The organism is Streptomyces sp. NPDC052036, from assembly GCF_040680495.1.
Classification (GTDB): domain Bacteria; phylum Actinomycetota; class Actinomycetes; order Streptomycetales; family Streptomycetaceae; genus Streptomyces.
The window spans coordinates 135444-153096 of sequence record NZ_JBFAWW010000001.1 but is presented as its reverse complement, the minus strand read 5'-3'; the positions used below and the strand labels follow the sequence as shown (position 1 = coordinate 153096).

The window sequence follows — 17653 nt, the reverse complement described above, 5'->3', positions numbered from 1 at the left end:
GAAGGTCCAATGCCCCGCCGGTTGACCCCCGTGACCGGGTCGTGAATGAGGCCACCATCTGCTGGTGGCGAAGGCGCGGTGGCACCGCGAGTTGCCCCTTCTCGCCCGCGCTCCCAAGGGATCACGTCATGATGACTGATCGAACGGAGCACGGCAGGATGATCGATGTCACCCTGATTCGCCAGAACCCAGTCCGTGTCCAGCAGGCGCTAGCCAAGCGGGCGGTCCACGTCGACCTCGACGAGTTTCTTCGACTGGACGACGACTACCGACAGGTGCGGGCTGAGATGGAACGCCTCCGTGGGGAGCGCAAGAGGATCTCGGGCGAGATCGCTAAACGGCAGCGGGTTGGGGAGGGCGTGGCAAGTCTGCACGGTGAAGCATCGGCCGTGGGCGAGCAGCTGACCGCCGTCGAGGCGCGGCTCATCGAACTGGAGCAGGCGCGTCAGGTCTTCCTTGATCCGCTGCCGAACCTACCCGACGCGGACGTGCTGGCCGGGGGCAAGGAGAACAACGAGGTCATTCGTGAAGCCGGCCAGCGTCCGAAGTTCGGTTTCACGCCCAGGGACCATGTGGAGCTCGCTCGAACTCTGGGCTTGGTCGACTATGAGCGGGGCACGAAGCTCGGCGGCAGCGGCTTCTGGATCTACCGGGGCGACGGCGCGCTCCTGGAGTGGGCGCTGCTGAACCACTTCCTGGAGGCACATGTGCGGGACGGCTATGAGTTCGTGTTGCCACCGCACATCCTGACCTTCGCGGCCGGGTACACCGCGGGCCAGTTCCCCAAGTTTGCGGACGAGGTCTTCGCCTTGGAGCAGGGGGAGCAAGGTCCGGAGCGGTTCCTGCTCCCGACCGCGGAGACAGCGTTGGTCAATCTGCACCGGGACGAGACGCTGCCCGAGACGGAGCTGCCTCGGAAGTACGTCGCGTACACGCCGTGCTACCGCAAGGAGGCCGGCGGCTACCGCACGGCTGAACGGGGGACCCTGCGCGGTCACCAGTTCAACAAGGTCGAGCTGTTCCAGTTCACCCACCCGGACGCCTCGGACGCCGCACACCAGGAGCTTCTCGGCAGAGCGGAGGACTTGGTAAAGGGACTGGGCCTGCACTATCGGATCACGCGACTCGCGGCCGGGGACACCAGCGCAGCGATGGCCAAGACGTACGACGTCGAGGTGTGGCTGCCGAGCATCGAGGCGTACGTCGAGGTCAGCTCGGTGTCGAATGCCCGCGACTACCAGGCGAGGCGTGGCAACATCCGCTACCGGCCGCAACAGGGGAAGTCGATGTTCGTCCACACGCTGAACGGCTCAGGTCTGGCCACGAGCAGGCTTGTGCCCGCGCTGCTGGAGCAGCACCAGCGGGCCGACGGCACGGTGGAGGTACCCGACGTGTTGCGCAAGTGGATCCCGAGCGGTGTCCTGACAGCACCGCCCTCGGCCTGAGCTGAGCGGGCTGTCTGTAGAACACTGAACGGGTGGGCCCCAGGTCAGAATGCCCAACCACGCCGGTTAGCCAGCCATCGCAGTGTGACCTCTCCACACCACGTCTGGTGCTGGCGAAGATGCGGTGACCAGTCTGCTGCGGGCTGTCCGCCGGAGGTGAGGAAGAAACCGGAGAGAGCGGCGAGCGCCGCATCGAGTTGTTCGTCGGCGACTCCGCGGGCGGTGGGGTGCTGGGTGAACAGGGCGGTGGCGTCGTGGCCGTCGGCGTAGGCGGTGGCCAGGAGCAGGACGAGGTCGAACCAGCTCGCACCCAGGCAGGGCCAGTTCCAGTCGCAGATCCACGCGGCGCCGTACGCATCGATCAGCACGTTGTCCTGTCGTAGGTCGTGGTGGAGGACGGCATTGCCTGCGACGGCCTCCCGCCATCCGCTTTCCAGGCTGGCCAGCACGTCCAGTAGGTCGAGTGGTACCCAGGAAGGCAGGGCGTTCGTGGACGTGGCGCCTCGGGCGAGGTTGCGCCAGTCGGCGAAGTCACCGCCGTCACCCACCGGCTTGAGGCCCACATGCTGGAGTGCTGTGGGTGGGGTGGAGAGTGCCTCTGCTGTGATCGTGTACGCGTCGAGAGTGGCCGTTAGCTCATCAGACTTCCACGGTGTGGTGGGCATGCGGCCACCGGGGACAGCGTCGATGCCGAGAACGACCCATCCGTCGTGCTCCTCAATCCACTGCAGGCGTGGCGCCGGAATCTCTGCCGGGAGCGCCTGGTTGATCAACGCTTCCCTGCGGTAGGAGTCGGCGACCACGCTGTTGTCGAGGCTCTTGACCGCCTTGACGAACAGAGGTCCGAAGGCCCCGTGGAGTACAGCGGCGAAGCCGCTGGTAAATCCGCTGCCTGCGCTGCGCCCGGCCTGTACTGAGCCTCCGAGGCGTCGGGTGATGAGCTGGCGAACGTCTTGTGGGAGGTCCTTCCAGTTTGGGCGTACCGCTGTGGCGTTGTACTGAAGGCGCGAGGTGATGATGTCGGGCATTCCGTCAGGATGGGGGAGCTGTGTTTCTCGGCGCCACGAAATTGTCACGCGGATCCGTGTCCGTCCATTCGCTGACTGAGCCTCGTAGGCTGCGTCCCGGGTAGCGTCATCATCAGTGCGACTACACCTCCTCCTTCCTGGCGCCGTTGATCGTCGGGTGGCCGCACCTGCTTCGGAACCTGCCCACTGGCACGATCACGATCTACGCAGAAATCTCGCTGTCGTCTCGAGGCTCTGGCTCGCTATCCTCCGTCACAACGCGATGACGGAGACGAGTAGCCCGGGATCACGCGAGCCGAGAGAGCTGCTGGCAGCTGGGAAGGCAGCCTCGCGCCCCGGGGTGAAGACCCTCCTGAGTGCGGGGAGGAACGGCCATGTGGTCCAATGCCCCGCCGGCTGGCCCCGTTACCGGCCACGAATGAGGCCGCCACTGTCGAGTGGTGGTGAAGGCGTGGTGGAACCGCGAGTCCCCTTCTCGCCCGCGCCCCCAAGGGATCACCATGACGCCCTGGAGGGCTGCGATGATCCATACGACCGATCGTGTACTGGTATCTGACCTGCGCGAGCACTTGGGTCGAACCGTTTCCGTGTCGGGCTGGGCGCACACTCTGCGCCTGCTGAGTAAGGTCCAGTTCGTCGTCGTACGCGACCACACGGGCATGGTGCAGGTCACCCATCGGCGCGGCGGCGCAGGCGACGACATCGAGGCCGCCCTTGAGCAGCTCACGCCGGAGTCCGCGGTGCGGATCACCGGCCGCGTCGTCGAGAACCCGATCGTGAAGCTCCACAGCCTGGAGATCATCCCGGAGCGGGTCGAGGTCCTGAGCCGGGCCGCGACACCGCTGCCCATCGACGAGCACACGGGCCTGGAGCACCGCCTGGACTGGCGGTTCTTGGACGTACGCCGCCGTCCCGCCGCTCAGCTGATGTTCGCCGTGCAGACCACCCTTGAGCAGGGGATGCGCGAGTACGCCTATGCCCAGGGCGCCACGGAAATGCACACCCCCAAGCTCATGGGCACCGCCTCGGAGTCTGGCGCGGAGGTCTTCGAACTCGGCTACTTCGATCGCAGCGCCTATCTCGCCCAGTCGCCGCAGTTCTACAAGCAGATGGCGATCTCGGCCGGAATCGAGAAGGTCTTCGAGATCGGCCCCGTCTTTCGTGCAGAGCCGTCGTTCACCTCCCGGCACGCCACCGAGTTCACCGGCGTCGACGTCGAGCTGGCCTGGATTGACGGCGTCGAGGACGTTATGGCGTTCGAGGAGCAGATGCTCGCCCACGCCATCGCCAAGGTCGCCGGTGCACACGGCGATGCGGTCCGGGAGCAGTTCGGCGTGGAGATCACCGTCCCCACGACGCCCTTCCCCCGCATCACCATGGCCAAGGCGCACGACATCCTGCGCAAGGGCGGCTGGGACTCGGAAGGAACCAAGGAGGACCTGGACCCGGAGGGCGAGCGGAGCATCAGCGCCCACATCCAGCAGGCCACCGGCCACGAGTTCGTGTTCATCACCCACTACCCCGTGAGCATCCGGCCCTTCTACCACATGCGGCCGGCCGACGACCCGAGCGTGACCCTGAGCTTCGACCTGCTCTGGAAGGGGCTGGAGATCACCACCGGCGCCCAGCGCGAGCACCGCTACGACGTGCTGCTGAAGCAAGCCGCCGAGAAGGGCATGAGTCCGGAGCCGATGCAGGACTACCTGAACGCGTTCCGGTACGGGTGCCCACCGCACGGCGGGCTGGGCATGGGCCTTGGACGCGTGCTCATGGTCTTGCTCGGACTGGAGTCGATCCGCGAGGCCACCTTCCTCTTCCGCGGACCGAACCGGCTCACCCCATAGCTGGCCTCTGTGTATGGCTGGCCTACGTCGGATTTCCCTTCCGGGGCCTCGTTCACTGAGAGCATGGACAGGTGAGTATTGAGGGAGTGGGGCGCTGGATGCCGGCTCGTCCCGAAGATCTAGCTGTCATGTTCGCTGCGGCCGACTTCCCGTGGTGGATCGCTGGCGGGTACGCGATCGAACTCGCCGTCGGCCGTGAGCTACGCCCGCACGGCGATCTCGATGTCCTCGTCCTCCGACGCGACCAAGCTCGCGTGCGCGATCTCTTGACCGACTGGGACCTGTACGTGGCGGACCCACCTGGCATGGGGCGGCTGCGCCCGTGGCGTTCTGGGGAGACTCTTCAGCCGCCCCTCCACGACATCTGGTGCCGACGCACGCCTGAGGCACCCTGGTCCGTGCAGCTGATGCTGGACGAGGCGGAGGGCACCCATTGGGTCTCTCGGCGTACCCCACGGATCCGGCTTCCGATCGAGCGGTTGGGACGAAGAAGCGGGACTGGTATCCCCTACCTGGCGCCCGAGGTGCAGCTCTACTACAAGGCGAAGGCGACACGGGAGAAGGATGAGACAGACTTCGAAGCGGTACTGCCGCTGCTCGGCGAACCTCAACGCATTTGGTTGGCGGACGCCATCGCAGTAACCGTGCCGGACCACCCATGGCGGCAGCGTCTTACGCCACCGGACGCACACAAATGAGACGTCGGCCGCCGAGCGCGGTCCGCGGGAGACACGAAGGTGGCACGAGAGTTATACAACCTGAAGCTCTGGCACTCCATGAGTGAACACTTGGTCGACGAGGCAATGGCGAAGCCACGCTAACCAACCGCATGCAGATCAGGCCGATTTCAGTGTCCACGACCAGTTCCTTAGCTCGTCGGGAGGGCGGTCTGATTACCCGAAGCTGCCTCGTCCTCCGTCCGCAGCACGCACCGAAGTGTTACCGGCTCAGTGCGGCGTCGAGATATACCTGCACCGCGTCGAAGAGGCCGTATGGCACGTACGCGGGAATCTGGGCATGCCGGACCCATGCCACCTCAGCCAGTTCATCGTCGTCCGCCACGTAAGGAGCGCCGGACTCTTCGACACAGGCCACGTAGGTCATCTTCCGGCCAGTCTTGGGGTGAACCCGTTCTCCGAGGACCTTGAGAGCGGTCACCTCCATGCCGACCTCTTCGCTCGTCTCTCGCACGGCTGCCTGTTCAGGGGTCTCCGTCCCCTCGATCTCGCCCGCCGGGAACTGCCAAGACAGTTGACCTTCCGCGACCCGGCGGCGAACCATGAGCACGGCGCCGTCCTGTACCACGATCGCGGCTGCGATGCCCGGTCGCTCTTGTGCCGTTTGCTCGGTCATACGTCTTCCTCCAGTGCTGCCAGCATCGGCGGGTAGATCGTGTCGACGGACATGAAGCGGCCCTGTAGGTTCTCAGATCCCGTGTCATTTTCTCAGTCGCGATGTCATGTGACTGGCCGAACTGACACGGGATTGAGAATCGCTGGCCACTGCTGTCACTCGTTTGAGGACTCCGTTGCCAGCGGGATACCGCACAGCGGGCAGCCGTTTGCGTGGTCGTCCTGACAGACGTAGCCGATGGCGCCATCCACGCACCATTCGGCGGCCTCCTCGGACAGCAGGTCGGGCCCGGCAAGGAGCAGCCGACGAAATTCCGTGGTGTCCGCAATGTCGGCCGACCGGTTGGTGAACCACTCGTCGAACCAAGGCTTGTCCCGGTGTATGCGCCAGTGCGCATTCTCCCGGTCGTCGACAGCCGTAAGGAACCGATCGACGATGCGCCCCCAACTCGGTGCTCCGAACCAGCCGTTGTCGAACGCGCACAAGGATTCGACCAGGGTTCGCAGACCGAACTCCTTCTCGCTAAGGCAGTACCTTCGCCCCCATGAGATCGCGACCTGTGCCATCTCCGCGAGTTCTACGCGCGGATCATCCTCGTGTGCCGGGTCGTCAGGGTTGTGGCAGGCCAGCCCGAGCTCGAGCACAGACTGCCCGGTCGGTAGAACCCGGGACGGGTTGACGATCGCGAGACCGAGACCGATCCAGTCGACATGGTCGAACGACAGCATCGAGCGCACGAGTCGGGTGGTTGCCGCGTTGATCCGCATCATTGTGCCGTCGTGCAGCGGACTCTTCCCGGCATGCCAGTTCTCGACGGGTGTGTTGCGCCACACGGCGAGCGTGATGCGGGTGGCAGCGAGCCACAGCAGGGCGTCGTCGTCGAGGTGCCCGAACCGCTTGGCGCACTCCTGGGCGCCGTAGGTGATCAACTCTTCCGGTTTCGGCCACCTGTGGCTGTCGGGCCCTTCAGGCCCTTCAGGCGCGTACTCGTAGTCATCGGCGTACTCGTCGAGGATCGCGCTCAACTCGGCTGCGCTGTAAGCCTCGCTGTACTCGGAGCTGTCCGGCTCCTCGACGGTGTACATGTCGTGGTCCCAGGAGACGTACACGTCGCCCCAGAGCACGACGTCATCGCACTCGCTGGCGTTGTCCGTCACAACCGGCCTGATGGTGATCGGGGCAGTACGCCCGTCGGTTCGCTCGCCGTCCTTCTCGGCAGCCCATGCAGTGATGACCCCGAGCGGCTTCGGAAGGAGAGGACCGACCTCGGTGATGCTGAACGGCTCGTCGTCGTCATCGGTGTCGAACCGGCTGTTGACGAACGCGACCGCCTCGGAGGGCGAGCTGACGATGGACTGGGTACCACTCTCGTTGTCAACCACTCGCCACAACGCGCTGTTCTTCACGATGCTCTCCGATCGCGGTGAGTGCACCCGGGGCGGGTGCGATGCGCCGGGTCGCTCGGCACTGACTCCAATTATGGGCTGATCAACCCGTCCGTAGTCCCGCAGGCGCTTGTCAGCGACGACGCTCGGGACGTTCGTGTGCAACGAAGGTGTGTGAGTGGGTGGAACGGATGGTTGCCGATGCAGGTTCGTGACGCCCCGGGCCGCGTTGCAGCCTGCTGGACAGCCTGAGGAAATGACACCGATCTGAGACAGCCGCCTGCCGACACAACGTGAGACTCAAGGGAAATATCCAGGTCACAGGGTCGGCGCCTGACACTGAAATTGAGAACCTACAGGCCCGCCGCATTCTTCGCCACCCAAGCCGCTCTTCAACCGCATCACTGTTCGTTGCGTCCCCTGCCAGGTACACGCAGTGGACACCCGTCGCCGGATGGATCCGCTCAACCAGACCGCGCCGTACAGCACAGCACACGCCCGTCTAATCCAGCGTCTCGCGGGCCGTCGCGGTCCCTCCTGCCGCAGATCATCCCGCCGCAGCTGTTCCTCGCTCCGTAGAGGGGGGAAGTTGCCGCAACCGACCTCGTCCTTGGCGAATGCCAGGCGCTCCGCCTCTTCCCGTTCGATCAACTGCCGCACAGGATGCCGCACATCACTCACTACATTAATCAACTTACGGGTGCTTTCACCTGACGGCAGGTCGCCCCTACCCCCCAGCGATGGCCCAAGGAGTCCAGATGACGCTCTCTTCGCCTGGTGCACGGGCCGTGGACTTGCGTGTTGAGCCGGTTGATGACGTTCTCGAACACGTGGAGCGGTCCCTTCAAATGCAGTTGCTCCGTGACACCGTGGTGTGCAAGCGGCGCTCGGTTGGGGCGCGGACGGACCGTGGAACGTGGGTGAGGGTTGAGCGGCGCAGCTTCGACCGGATCGGAGCACAGGGCTGGAACGGCACCGAGGCCGCAGCGGTCTTGCATGGAGTGTCTATGCCGAAGTGGTATGCGGGGCTGGCGTGGCGCGAGCGGGACGAGCCGGTGATGTGGCGGGCAGACGAAATGGTGCTGGTCACCGCCCCGCCCGTTGGGCAAGCCGCTCTGGTGATCGAGGATCCTCAACTGTCGGGCGGCTGGTGGGCGGCACTCAATGCTTCGCTGGACGCACTCGCCGCGCAGCGCACGCACCGCCTCGCCACTCCGGACACAGAGACGGCCACCCAGGAACTGGTGACTGGCACGATCCGAGCAGTCTTCCCCGAAGTAGACGCCACCGTGGATGAGTGGACGCCGGCACATGCGGATCTGACGTGGGCGAACGTGACCGGGCCCGAGTTCTGCATCATCGATTGGGAGGATTGGGGGATGGCGCCGCGCGGACTGGACGCGGCCACCCTCTGGGGGAACTCCCTCGCCGTCCCCGCCCTGGCACAACGAGTGTGGGCGGAGCGTCGGCCAGACCTGGAGAGCAGGTCTGGCCGGCTGATGGCCCTGTTCTTCTGTGCGAAGGTCGTAGGACCGCACGCCCATCCCCAGGATCCCCGCTTGGAGCCCGCCCGGAAGGAGGCGGCGCGGCTCATCGCCGAGCTTCACTCCTGACGGCGGTTGCGCAGGAGGCTGCGGTAGTGGCGGACGGCCTCCTCGTCCACCGCGAAGCTCTGGGCGTTGGTCAGCTCTCGCAGGTGGTCGGGGTTGTCCGTGCCGACCGCTACCGCGTTCACGGGCGGGAGGTGGTAGGCGGCCCTGAAGGCAGCCTGCACCGGGGTGGCCTGCTGCCGGGAGCAGGTAGGACGGGGTCCCTCAGTCAGCCCACGCACCCTGCCGCTCCTCTTCCTCCCCTTCGGCTGCGGTCCTCCGGCCGCACGGGTTTATGCGAGGACACGCATAGTCGTGTTCGTGCATAGACGCTGCGCCCCGCCCCCTCTAACGTCGTGGGCAGGCGGCCCAATCGGGGCCAGAGCAAGGGGGTTTGGCATGTCCGAGCGTTCGGCACTCACCCGGCTCACGGGCAATGGCAACGGCGAGTGCGGAGAGAAGGACTGCCCGAACGTGTACCGCACGGCCGCGGGGTCGTTCGTGGTGCAGGGTGACGTGTCCGACGCCTTCACCCCGCCCGCAGGGGAAGGGCTTGTGGAAATCCCGGAGGCGGTTCTCAGGGAGGCGTTCCGTGCACTTGGATGGTGACGCCTGGAACGACTGCTTCGATTCCATGGAGCGTGAGGCGTGGAGGCTGGAGACGCTGCCCGTCTACACCATGCCCCAGGAAGCGGAGAAGCTGAAGCGATTCCTCGCCGGGGAGAAGTCGCCGGACGATTACACATCGGCCTGGATGGATGAGGTCCGGCAGTGGGCCTCGGAAGGAAAGAGAGTCGGCAGGGTGCACGTCGTGACCCGCCCGCTCTCGGACTACCTTCGGTTCGAATTCGAGTACTACTACCGGCACCACGTGAAGGCGGGCGAGGATATCCGTATCCTCGACCTCACCGACCGGAAGAACCCGGGACTTCCAGATCAGGACTTCTGGATGTTCGACGAGTCCAAGGTGGTCCTGATGAACTACCGGTCGGACGGGACACAGATAAACCGCGAGCTGTACGGGGGCGACCCGGAGCCCTACCGGCAGTGGAAGCGGATTGCCATTGCCGAATCCGTGCCGTTCCTGGAGTACGTGAGCAGCGGGTGACGTTCGATCCTGAGCAGCTCGGGCAGCCAAAACAGGAACTGGCGGCCCTGCTGAAAGAACTACGCAAGCGAGCCGGCCTCACTGGGGACCGGCTCGCTCGGCGTTGCAACATGTCCCAATCGAAGATCAGTCGGATCGAGAATGGGAAAGTCCAGCCGAGTCTGCTGGATCTGGAAAGGATCCTCCGGGCCGTGGTGGCTCCACCCGAGGTCATCGAGGAGGTCGTTGCCCTCGCGAGGCTGGCCAACACCGAATGGCAAGACCTGCGCTCGCTCCGACGTAGGGGCCTGGAGAAGAAACAGACTGAACTTGCCGCCCTTGAATCCTCGTCCACGAAGTTCCGCTTCTTCCTGCTCTCGATGATTACAGGACTGCTGTCCACCCCTGAGTACATCCGCGCCAGCCTTGCCCATTCTCCGGCTGATGTAACCAAGACGATCGCGAGGAAGCTGGAGCGGCAGGAGGTTCTTTACAACACGGAGAAGCGGTTCACTTTCATTCTTACCGAGCAGGCAGTGAGGTGGCCACTCCTGCCCCCGGCTGCGATGGCGATGCAGATTGACCGGCTGGCCTCACTGACCCACCTTGCGAACGTGAAGCTCGGCGTCATCCCCATCGCGGGATACAAGCCCATGGCTCCGATGGACACCTTCACCATCTATGACGACACCCTGGCCACCGTGGAGAACACCACCGGTGTCGTGATCCTGAGAGATCCACGCGACATCGAAATGCACTTGGAACTGTTCTCCACACTGGAGGGTTATGCGCTGTTCGGGGACGAAGCGCGAGCCTTGTTGGCGGAGTGGTCCGCCGCCTGCCGTTCATGATCTTTAGTCCATGACGGGAAAGAACTACACAGCCGTCGCTTTGTAGGCCAATGATTTCCCCCATGGCAGCGACCGAGCGAAACGAAAAGTGGGTCCGCTACGGCGTGGGGTGGCGGCTGGGGTACCGGCGGAGGTTCGGCCCTGACGCTGGTGTGCGCTCACGACGACCGGGCGCATGACTCTCCGGGTGTCATACGAGGGGCGCCGGATGTACGACCCGGTGCGCATGGTGCAGGTGAACCACCGCATCCCGGTGATCTTGGCTTTGCCGACCAAGTACCCGCCGTGCGCGTGCCCTCGGTGCACGGGGCGCCCGTCGTCACCAAGGTCGGCGTCCGCCGCGCTCGTCGCTGTCCCTTTGCTTCCTGCCGGAATCCCGGTGGGAGTCCCCGAGAAGAGAGAGGTAAGCCCGATGGTGGAAGAGAACACCACGTCGGCCGCCCCCGAGGGGGGTGGACTGCTCGTCGCGAAGCGGAAGATCGTGGCCGCGCGCACGCGTGCCGAGCAGGAGTCGGACGTCAGCAGTGGCCGTTCCGACGGCAACGACTGACGGGAGCGCCCGCGTTGCTTGATGCAGCCTCGTGGGCGGGGCGTCTGGGCGGGGACAGGTTCCTCGCCCAGACGTACCACCGCTCGTACGCGCACTTCCCCGGGGTCGCCGACGCGGCGGGTCTGTTCTCCTGGGACGACCTGAACCGGATCATTGCCACGCAGCGGCTGGAGCCGCCCCGGCTGCGCCTGTCGGCTGACGGCGAGATGGTGCCGCTGCACCGCTACGCGATCCCGACAACGAACCGCCGCGCGGTCACCTGGTCCCGTATCCAGCCGTCCGACTTCCACGCCCAGCTCAGGGACGGGGCGTCGCTGGTCCTCGACGCGGTGGAGAAGATCCACCCCGCCGTGGGGGCGGCTGCGGAGGGGCTGGAACGCTTCCTCGGGACTTCTGTGCAGGCCAACGTGTACGCCTCGTGGACCGAGCGGGAGGGCTTCGGCCGGCATTGGGACGACCACGATGTCGTCGTGATGCAACTGCATGGCTCGAAGCGGTGGCGCCTGTGGGGGATGACCCGTGAGGCGCCCACCTTCCGGGACGTGGAGTCGCCGGAGGAGCCGCAGGGCGACCCGGTGGCGGACCTCGTTCTGTCCCCGGGTGACGTGCTCTATCTGCCGCGCGGCTGGTGGCACTCGGTCACCGCAGATCAGGGGACGGAATCCCTTCACCTCACGTTCGGCATGGTCCCGCACACGGGCGCTGACCTGATGCTGTGGGTCGTCGATCAGCTCCGGGCGTCCCTCGCGCTGCGCAGGGACATCCCGCGCTTCGGCTCGCTGGCGGAACAGTCGGACTTCATCGACGCCGTACGCCGTGAGGTGGCCGACATGATGGCGGACCCCCGCCTCGTGGAGCGGTGGGCGGAGTCGATCGACACGACCGACCTGGGCCACGCGATTCCGTCCCTGCCCTACGTGGACGGACTCCCCGCACGGAGAGAGATCACGGTCAAGCTCACCGCCCCGAGAGGTCGCCTGACGGCCAACCGAGAACAGGGCACGGTCACCTTCTCGGCGGCCGGTACCGCGTGGGACTTCGCCGAGTCCGCAGCGCCCGCGCTGGGCACGCTGCTGACCAACCAGCCGACCACGCTGGGGGAGGTGGCCGACTCCGCCGGGCTTGAGGTCAAGGAGGTGGCCGAACTGGTCTCCGTCCTCATTGACGGCCACGCCGTCGCAGTCGTGGGAACGGCGCTGTGACCGCCGCGCTCTGCTTGGGGACATACCGCGTGCGTGCCGTCAGTCAGGCGGCACGCACCGCCCTGGCCGCCGGCAGCCCCTGGGTGGACACGGCACCCAACTATGGTCGTGGTCAGGCGCATGAGGAGCTGCGGCCGGTGCTCGGGGAATACCCGACCGTGCGGGTAGCCACGAAGACGGGGTTCTTCACGGAGGAGCAAGGCCACAGCGCCCTGGCTGAGGGCGTGCTCACCCGGGAAGAGGCGGCCGGTAGGCACAGCCTTGAGCGAGGCTTCGTCCGCTGGCAGACGGAGCGATCCTTGGCCGCGCTCGGGCGCGTGGACCTCGTGTTCGTGCACAACCCCGAGCACCACGGGCACGGCCTTGACCGCGCCGCTCTGCACGGGCGTGTGCGGGAAGCCTTCACGGCGCTGGAGGAGTTCGCCCACGCGGGCAGGATCGGCGGGTACGGCGTCGCCACCTGGTCGGGCCTAACCTCCGGAGCGTTCAGTGTCGCCGAGTTGCTCGCGCTCGCACGCCAGGCGGCTGGTTCCGCCGAGCATCACTTCACGGGCATGCAGATGCCCGTCAGCCTGATCATGGATGCCCCGATCACACAGGCCCTGAACGGCGGCGGACCACTGGTACAGGCGAAGGACGCCGGGCTGATCACGTTCGGCTCCGCGCCCCTGCACGGGGGCGAACTCCTCGACGCCATGACACCCGAACTGGTGAACCTCATCCGCCCCGGCCTGTCGGCCGCAGCCGCTGCCCTGCTGGCCGCTGGCTCATGCCCCGGCCTAGATGTCGTCCTCACCTCCGCGAGCACCCGCGAGCACTGGGACGATGTGGCCAAGGCTCTGGCTGCGCCGCTGACGGCCCAGGAACTCAGGAGGGTGACGGATGAACTCGCCGGTGAATGAGGAGGTACGAGCCCTGATGGAGGCAGCCCACGACCGGGCGGCCAAGGCACTGGGCCTCACCTGCACGGGGCCGCTGGCGTGGGGCTTCCTCGGTGTCACCCTCGGACGCCGAGCGGGGGACCGGTGGCTACGGGTGAGCCGGACGGCGAAGAGGAACGCGGGCAGGAAGCAGGGGGAGGGCATCGTCGGGGCTTCCCAGCTCGTGCCAGAAGGCGTCCCGCGCCCCCGCCTGCACGGGGTGCACGACTGGACTGACGGCGAGTGGGCCTTCGAGGCCGAAGTCCTGGACTACCTGAGGCAACCCGTGGTGTCCCCGGACAGGGCCGACATCGACCACGATCCGGCGCTGCCTGACGAATGGTGGGCGGACCTTCGCCAAGCCCTTGCCCTGCTCGCTGAAGCGGAGGGTGTGAAGACGACCGTCCGGGACGGATGGATCGAACGAGCCTTCCCCCAGTTCCTCGGCATCCCGGCCCCCGCCAACGTGGAGCGGGTGACCGGTCACGGTGACCTGCACTGGGGCAACCTCACCGCCGCGCCCCTGTGCCTGCTGGACTGGGAGCGGTGGGGCCTCGTGCCGTTCGGTTACGACGTGGGACTCCTCCACGCCAACAGCCTGCTTGTACCCGACGTAGCCGCCCGCATCCGCAAAGAGTTCGCCGCCATCCTCGACACCCCAGCCGGTCGAATCGGGGAACTCGCGGCCCTGGCCGAGATGCTGCAAGCCGTGGCCCGTGGCTGGTACCCCGACCTTGCGCCCCACCTTCTCGCCCGAGCGGAGGCACTCACGGGAGTGCGCCCGCCCGTTCCGGTGCACTCCGAGGTGAGCGCCTGACTGCGCCCCTGCGCGCCTCTCTCAGGCCCTCTCTGCCAGGTGGCGGTAGAGGGTGGCGCGGTGGACTCCCAGCGCCTTGGCAATGCTGGTGACGCTCTCGCCCTTGTCGCGTCGCGCACGGGCTATGTCCAGCTTGCCGTCGGCCGCGGGGCATCACCGGAGGACCCAGCGTTGTCGGACCGGAGACTGTCGTACCGGCTGTGGACGGCCGTGAGCTCCTCGGTCGATCGCACGTCGCTGTGGACGTACACCTGCGGGCCTTCGCTGCGGATGCCGGCGTCTTGGGCCTGCAGTACGAGGAGCTGCGAGCTGTGTACGAGGAGGCCGCCGCCGCCCTCGGACACGAACCGGGCGGGATGGAGCACGCGGTATGGCGGTTCAAGTCGAGGGCCGTCTGACCCGCCACGCCAGGCGGGCTGCTGCTCGGCGACACCCAGCACGCTCACCCAGATGCTCTGAAGCCTCGTATCGACACGGCGCCCTCGACAGCGGTGGTCGAGGGCGCCGTTGCGGGCGCGTCAGCGGGTTGCTGTCGCCTTGGCGAGGGCCTTGTCGAGATGCTGGTCGACCAGGGCTGGGGCGCCGGAGACGATGAGCAGCAGGCTTCCCTCACGTATCGCGGTCTGCTTGACGACGCTGTCCTGCCCACCGGAGGTGAAGATCATCAGCTGGCTCCACTGCTGGTCGCCGAGCCGGGGCGCGGTCGTCTTCTGTGAGGTGACGTTGATGGCGGTGTTGCCGGAGACGACTTGGTACGTCGGGCAGCCGGTCATGGCGTCGAAGATCCGATCGATGCCGGCGGACAGTTTCGTGGAGGTGTCGCTGTACAGCTCCTCGGAGACCTTCGAACCGGCGCTGCCGCCGGTGTAGGTGAAGGACACCTTCGCCTTGTTGGGGAAGTCGAGGGAGCCGCTGGCCGCCGCGTCGCCGCCCAGCTTCTCCAGGGCGGGGCAGCCGGTGACGGTGACGTCGTCGTGGCTGGAGGTGTCCTCCGGCTTGCGGGTGTAGTCGGACCCGAGGTCGCTCTCGTCGAGCAGGCGGGGCTGAAGCGCGGCCGACGACAGCGGGGCGTCGCTCTGCTTGGTGGTGGCCGGGTGGTCTGCGGGGGCGGAGGACGGGGAGGTGGACTTCGCCTGGCTGGTGCCGGCGGAGCAGGCGGGCAGGGTGAGGGCGGCGGCGGTGAGGCCGAGGGCGGTGATGGTGAGGCGAACGCGCATGGGTGAACTGACCCCTGTGGTGCTCGGTGACGGTTGGACAGTGCGGGCCCGTGGGCCCGAGAAGGGGCCGAAGGAGTGGAGGTCAGCGGTGGCCGAGGTGCCGCAGGCAGTCCTCGAACGTGGCGTGGATGGCATCTCCCGGGCCGGAGTGCCGGTTGAACCACGCGGTGTCGAGACGGGTCTCGTGCTGCTCGTGGCCGGCCTGGCAGCGCAGCCAGACCTGGTTGTGGGTGGAGAGGATGAGCCACTCGCGGTAGGCGCCGCACTCGGCGCAGGCGACGACCTCGCCGTCCAGGACGACCGGCCACGGCCAGGGCATCACCCGGCCGTCGAGCTGGTCGTGGCTGGGGACGCGCAGCTCCGGCGGGAGGAAGTCGTCCACAACCGGCGCCGGCTCCGCGAGCTGATGCTCCTCCTGCATCTGCAGGACCGGCGGCACCTGGTCGGCCATCCGCAGCCACGCCTCGCACGCTTGGCGCTGCACCTCACTGAACTCTTCCTCTTCCGCGCGGCGGCGTCGTCGTATCCGGTGAAACACCCGGTGTCCTCCCTCGTCTCGTCCTGCACGCGTCATGATCGTGCGCGAAGTCCGCTGACCTGTTCAATTCACAAAGTCCACAGTCACGACCGGCCACGCCCAGGCCGGGCCTGTCCGGGGATGTGCTGCCCGGCGCGCTGTGCCGAGCGCTGTGCGGCGTGAGCGTCGGGCACCATGCCGGTGGTATCCGCAGGCAGGTCCGCTGCCCGGCGCAGCCGCCACACCAGGACATCGCTGACAGACTCCGCCGTGTCCAGCTCCCGCCGACCCGCGGCGTCGGCGAGCAGGGCGGCCGGGTCATGGCCGGCGGCTTCGGCGTCGGCGAGGGTGGCGGCGAGCGCGTACCAGCCGGGCTCGGCGAGGATCTGCTCGGCCAACTCCGGCAGCGCTGTGCGCAGCACCGTCGTCTGCCGCTGCCGCAGCGCCCGGCCCAGGCGCCGGCCTCGCTGGTAGAGGGCACCGAGGGGTTGGGCGGCGGCGGCCTGGTAGGCGGCGCGCAGATGTTCGGCGGCCTGGCGGGCGGCGGCGGCCTGCTGGGCGTGGTTCTTCTTCGCGTGCCAGTGGGCGGCGGCGGTGATGAGGAAGAACAGCATGTCGATCGCCATCGCGGTGGTCGCGCCGTCCTCGCCGCGGCCCAACGCCGGACCGCTATAGACGAGGTCACGAGCGGCCTGCCGCAGCGCTCGGTCGTGGCCACGCTCGGCGCGGACGTGGGAGCGGGAGGCCCGCTCGAACGCGAAGGCGGCGTCACGCAGTTCGCGCCTGGTGCGGGCCGCGGAGGTCTTCGCGAGCGCGTCCAGGACCTCGCCGGCAGCGGCAATGTACGCGGCGGCGATGGCGTCGTCGCCGTGCTCGATGACGAGCACCGCGTTCCACGCGGCCGAGGCCGTGCGTCGGCGGGCGGCGGCCGGGTCGCTCGGCGCCGCAGGGGCGGGCACGTCTGCCGCTGTGGCGTCCTGGTCGCGAGTGTCGGCGGACCAGCGCTCCCGGATACGGGGCAGGGACAGATCGGGGGCCAGGCGGGCGCCGGGGTAGAAGACCGGTTCGCCGTCCTTGTTGCGGTCGTCGGGCAGGGCGACCTTGTAGCCGAGCAGGTCGCCGGAGGGGGCGACGCGCTTACGGATGATCAGGCCGGCGGCGGCCAGCCGGTCGAAGAACTCGGTCTCGCTGCTGGCGCCGGCCACCGCGCGGCGCACGGTTTCGCGCAGTTCCTCCCGCGCGGTGCGCTCGCGGCCCTGACGTTCGGCTTTGTGGCGCTCGGCGCTGGTGGGGCGTTGGGCCGCGGTGCCGTCGCCCTTGTTGAGCCGGCGCAAGCCCAGCTCCGCTTCCAAGGCGCGGGCTTGGGCCTGGGCGCGAGCGGCGTCGTGGTCGAGGTCGGGCTTGTAGCCGTCCTCACGGACGAGCGTGGCGACGATGTGAATGTGGTCGTCGGCATGCCGGACGGCCACCCACCGGCAGCCCGCGCCCTGTTCGGGGTAGTCGATACCGGTGGCGGCGACCATCCGGCGGGCCACCTCGCCCCACTCCTCGTCGGTCAGGATCCGGTCCTCGGCACTGTTGCGGACGGACAGATGCCACACGTGCTTCTTCGGCCGGTCAGCCTGGTCGATGTTCTCGACGGGTTGGTCCAGGAGCTGCTGGAGCTGCTTGAGGGTGGCAGACGGGTCGCGGCCGGGGTCGGGAGCGTTGTGGTCCCACGAGGCGACCAGGTGCGGGTCGATGTGCTCCTCGTGCTTCCCGGGCCCGTAGAGGTAGTAGAGGAGACCGATGGTGCGCTGCCCGCGCTTTTGTATCCGGGGGATCATGCTGTTGTCCGAGGTCGTCGCT

20 protein-coding genes and 1 pseudogene are annotated in these 17653 nt (G+C 67.2%); 12 read left to right on the top strand and 9 right to left on the bottom strand.

Annotated features, from left to right (window positions below; genetic code table 11):
* Positions 1 to 128 precede the first annotated feature (128 nt).
* Positions 129 to 1445, top strand: a complete 1317-nt coding sequence (gene serS / locus AB0L95_RS00720; RefSeq protein ID WP_365154786.1) for a serine--tRNA ligase — start codon at positions 129 to 131, stop codon at positions 1443 to 1445.
* A 44-nt stretch (positions 1446 to 1489) separates the two neighbouring features.
* Here the strand turns inward: serS and AB0L95_RS00715 are convergent, their stop codons facing one another.
* On the bottom strand, positions 1490 to 2473 hold the full coding sequence (locus AB0L95_RS00715) for a hypothetical protein (RefSeq protein WP_365154783.1): 984 nt from the start codon (positions 2471 to 2473) through the stop codon (positions 1490 to 1492).
* 521 nt (positions 2474 to 2994) lie between these two features.
* Here AB0L95_RS00715 and aspS point away from each other — a divergent pair.
* A complete protein-coding gene (gene aspS, locus AB0L95_RS00710; RefSeq protein ID WP_365154780.1) occupies positions 2995 to 4317 on the top strand; it encodes an aspartate--tRNA(Asn) ligase in 1323 nt (440 codons plus the stop codon).
* Positions 4318 to 4445: 128 nt separating this feature from the next.
* Positions 4446 to 5015: an amino acid transporter gene (locus AB0L95_RS00705; protein ID WP_365156432.1), complete on the top strand. Its 570-nt coding sequence runs from the start codon at positions 4446 to 4448 to the stop codon at positions 5013 to 5015.
* A 241-nt stretch (positions 5016 to 5256) separates the two neighbouring features.
* Here AB0L95_RS00705 and AB0L95_RS00700 read toward each other — a convergent pair whose 3' ends face one another.
* From AB0L95_RS00700 to AB0L95_RS00690, 3 genes and pseudogenes are all read right to left on the bottom strand, one after another.
* Complete coding sequence (locus AB0L95_RS00700; protein WP_365154777.1) at positions 5257 to 5670, bottom strand: NUDIX hydrolase; 414 nt, start codon at positions 5668 to 5670, stop codon at positions 5257 to 5259.
* Between the two features lie 155 nt (positions 5671 to 5825).
* Complete coding sequence (locus AB0L95_RS00695; protein WP_365154774.1) at positions 5826 to 7076, bottom strand: hypothetical protein; 1251 nt, start codon at positions 7074 to 7076, stop codon at positions 5826 to 5828.
* Positions 7077 to 7446: 370 nt separating this feature from the next.
* Positions 7447 to 7587 (bottom strand): annotated as a pseudogene (locus AB0L95_RS00690) (NUDIX hydrolase); the annotation flags it as partial.
* A 226-nt stretch (positions 7588 to 7813) separates the two neighbouring features.
* Here AB0L95_RS00690 and AB0L95_RS00685 point away from each other — a divergent pair.
* Positions 7814 to 8668 (top strand): hypothetical protein, encoded by an 855-nt coding sequence (locus AB0L95_RS00685; RefSeq protein WP_365154771.1) that lies wholly within the window; start codon positions 7814 to 7816, stop codon positions 8666 to 8668.
* Here the strand turns inward: AB0L95_RS00685 and AB0L95_RS00680 are convergent.
* Complete coding sequence (locus tag AB0L95_RS00680; protein ID WP_061915924.1) at positions 8659 to 8886, bottom strand: hypothetical protein; 228 nt, start codon at positions 8884 to 8886, stop codon at positions 8659 to 8661. The two genes, AB0L95_RS00685 and AB0L95_RS00680, sit on opposite strands and share 10 nt — an antisense overlap.
* 157 nt (positions 8887 to 9043) lie before the next feature.
* Here AB0L95_RS00680 and AB0L95_RS00675 point away from each other — a divergent pair, with 157 nt between their 5' ends.
* The 7 genes from AB0L95_RS00675 to AB0L95_RS00645 all read left to right on the top strand — a co-directional run bounded on the left by AB0L95_RS00675 (position 9044) and on the right by AB0L95_RS00645 (position 14071).
* Entirely contained in the window at positions 9044 to 9253 is a 210-nt protein-coding gene (locus AB0L95_RS00675) for a hypothetical protein (protein WP_055493664.1), read from the top strand.
* The gene (locus AB0L95_RS00670; protein ID WP_365154767.1) at positions 9237 to 9752 is read left to right on the top strand and encodes a DUF6879 family protein; all 516 of its coding nucleotides are present in this window, start codon (positions 9237 to 9239) and stop codon (positions 9750 to 9752) included. The genes AB0L95_RS00675 and AB0L95_RS00670 overlap by 17 nt, the downstream gene beginning before the upstream one ends.
* A complete protein-coding gene (locus AB0L95_RS00665) occupies positions 9749 to 10582 on the top strand; it encodes a helix-turn-helix transcriptional regulator (protein WP_365154764.1) in 834 nt (277 codons plus the stop codon). The genes AB0L95_RS00670 and AB0L95_RS00665 overlap by 4 nt, the downstream gene beginning before the upstream one ends.
* A 412-nt stretch (positions 10583 to 10994) precedes the next feature.
* The gene (locus AB0L95_RS00660; RefSeq protein ID WP_006143122.1) at positions 10995 to 11132 is read left to right on the top strand and encodes a hypothetical protein; all 138 of its coding nucleotides are present in this window, start codon (positions 10995 to 10997) and stop codon (positions 11130 to 11132) included.
* A gap of 14 nt (positions 11133 to 11146) precedes the next feature.
* On the top strand, positions 11147 to 12334 hold the full coding sequence (locus tag AB0L95_RS00655; RefSeq protein ID WP_362491057.1) for a cupin domain-containing protein: 1188 nt from the start codon (positions 11147 to 11149) through the stop codon (positions 12332 to 12334).
* Positions 12335 to 12363: 29 nt separating this feature from the next.
* The gene (locus AB0L95_RS00650) at positions 12364 to 13236 is read left to right on the top strand and encodes an aldo/keto reductase (RefSeq protein WP_365154760.1); all 873 of its coding nucleotides are present in this window, start codon (positions 12364 to 12366) and stop codon (positions 13234 to 13236) included.
* Entirely contained in the window at positions 13217 to 14071 is an 855-nt protein-coding gene (locus tag AB0L95_RS00645; protein ID WP_365154757.1) for a hypothetical protein, read from the top strand. Before AB0L95_RS00650 ends, AB0L95_RS00645 begins: the two co-directional genes overlap by 20 nt.
* A gap of 21 nt (positions 14072 to 14092) precedes the next feature.
* On the opposite strand, the gene AB0L95_RS00640 is transcribed toward AB0L95_RS00645, so the two are convergent.
* Positions 14093 to 14197 carry a helix-turn-helix domain-containing protein gene (locus AB0L95_RS00640; protein ID WP_259297248.1) on the bottom strand — a complete coding sequence of 35 codons (105 nt, stop codon included), beginning with the start codon at positions 14195 to 14197 and terminating at the stop codon, positions 14093 to 14095.
* Between the two features lie 113 nt (positions 14198 to 14310).
* On the opposite strand from AB0L95_RS00640, the gene AB0L95_RS00635 reads away from it, so the two are divergent.
* Positions 14311 to 14469 carry a hypothetical protein gene (locus AB0L95_RS00635; protein WP_365154754.1) on the top strand — a complete coding sequence of 53 codons (159 nt, stop codon included), beginning with the start codon at positions 14311 to 14313 and terminating at the stop codon, positions 14467 to 14469.
* Between the two features lie 120 nt (positions 14470 to 14589).
* Here the strand turns inward: AB0L95_RS00635 and AB0L95_RS00630 are convergent, their stop codons facing one another.
* The 3 genes from AB0L95_RS00630 to AB0L95_RS00620 all read right to left on the bottom strand — a co-directional run bounded on the left by AB0L95_RS00630 (position 14590) and on the right by AB0L95_RS00620 (position 17631).
* Positions 14590 to 15288, bottom strand: coding sequence for a hypothetical protein (locus AB0L95_RS00630; protein WP_365154751.1), 699 nt, complete (start codon positions 15286 to 15288; stop codon positions 14590 to 14592).
* Positions 15289 to 15370: 82 nt separating this feature from the next.
* Positions 15371 to 15826 carry a hypothetical protein gene (locus AB0L95_RS00625; protein WP_365154748.1) on the bottom strand — a complete coding sequence of 152 codons (456 nt, stop codon included), beginning with the start codon at positions 15824 to 15826 and terminating at the stop codon, positions 15371 to 15373.
* Positions 15827 to 15909: 83 nt separating this feature from the next.
* Positions 15910 to 17631: a relaxase/mobilization nuclease domain-containing protein gene (locus tag AB0L95_RS00620; RefSeq protein ID WP_365154745.1), complete on the bottom strand. Its 1722-nt coding sequence runs from the start codon at positions 17629 to 17631 to the stop codon at positions 15910 to 15912.
* Positions 17632 to 17653 lie beyond the last annotated feature (22 nt).

Excerpts from the sequence above, each read along its gene's own strand:
- AB0L95_RS00660 (WP_006143122.1), top strand. The coding sequence starts at position 10,995 with ATGGTGGAAGAGAACACCACGTCGGCCGCCCCCGAGGGGGGTGGACTG.
- AB0L95_RS00620 (WP_365154745.1), bottom strand. The coding sequence starts at position 17,631 with ATGATCCCCCGGATACAAAAGCGCGGGCAGCGCACCATCGGTCTCCTC.
- AB0L95_RS00715 (WP_365154783.1), bottom strand. The coding sequence starts at position 2,473 with ATGCCCGACATCATCACCTCGCGCCTTCAGTACAACGCCACAGCGGTA.
- AB0L95_RS00675 (WP_055493664.1), top strand. The coding sequence starts at position 9,044 with ATGTCCGAGCGTTCGGCACTCACCCGGCTCACGGGCAATGGCAACGGC.
- AB0L95_RS00685 (WP_365154771.1), top strand. The coding sequence starts at position 7,814 with ATGACGCTCTCTTCGCCTGGTGCACGGGCCGTGGACTTGCGTGTTGAG.
- serS (WP_365154786.1), top strand. The coding sequence starts at position 129 with ATGATGACTGATCGAACGGAGCACGGCAGGATGATCGATGTCACCCTG.
- AB0L95_RS00645 (WP_365154757.1), top strand. The coding sequence starts at position 13,217 with ATGAACTCGCCGGTGAATGAGGAGGTACGAGCCCTGATGGAGGCAGCC.
- AB0L95_RS00705 (WP_365156432.1), top strand. The coding sequence starts at position 4,446 with ATGTTCGCTGCGGCCGACTTCCCGTGGTGGATCGCTGGCGGGTACGCG.
- AB0L95_RS00700 (WP_365154777.1), bottom strand. The coding sequence starts at position 5,670 with ATGACCGAGCAAACGGCACAAGAGCGACCGGGCATCGCAGCCGCGATC.
- aspS (WP_365154780.1), top strand. The coding sequence starts at position 2,995 with ATGATCCATACGACCGATCGTGTACTGGTATCTGACCTGCGCGAGCAC.
- AB0L95_RS00630 (WP_365154751.1), bottom strand. The coding sequence starts at position 15,288 with ATGCGCGTTCGCCTCACCATCACCGCCCTCGGCCTCACCGCCGCCGCC.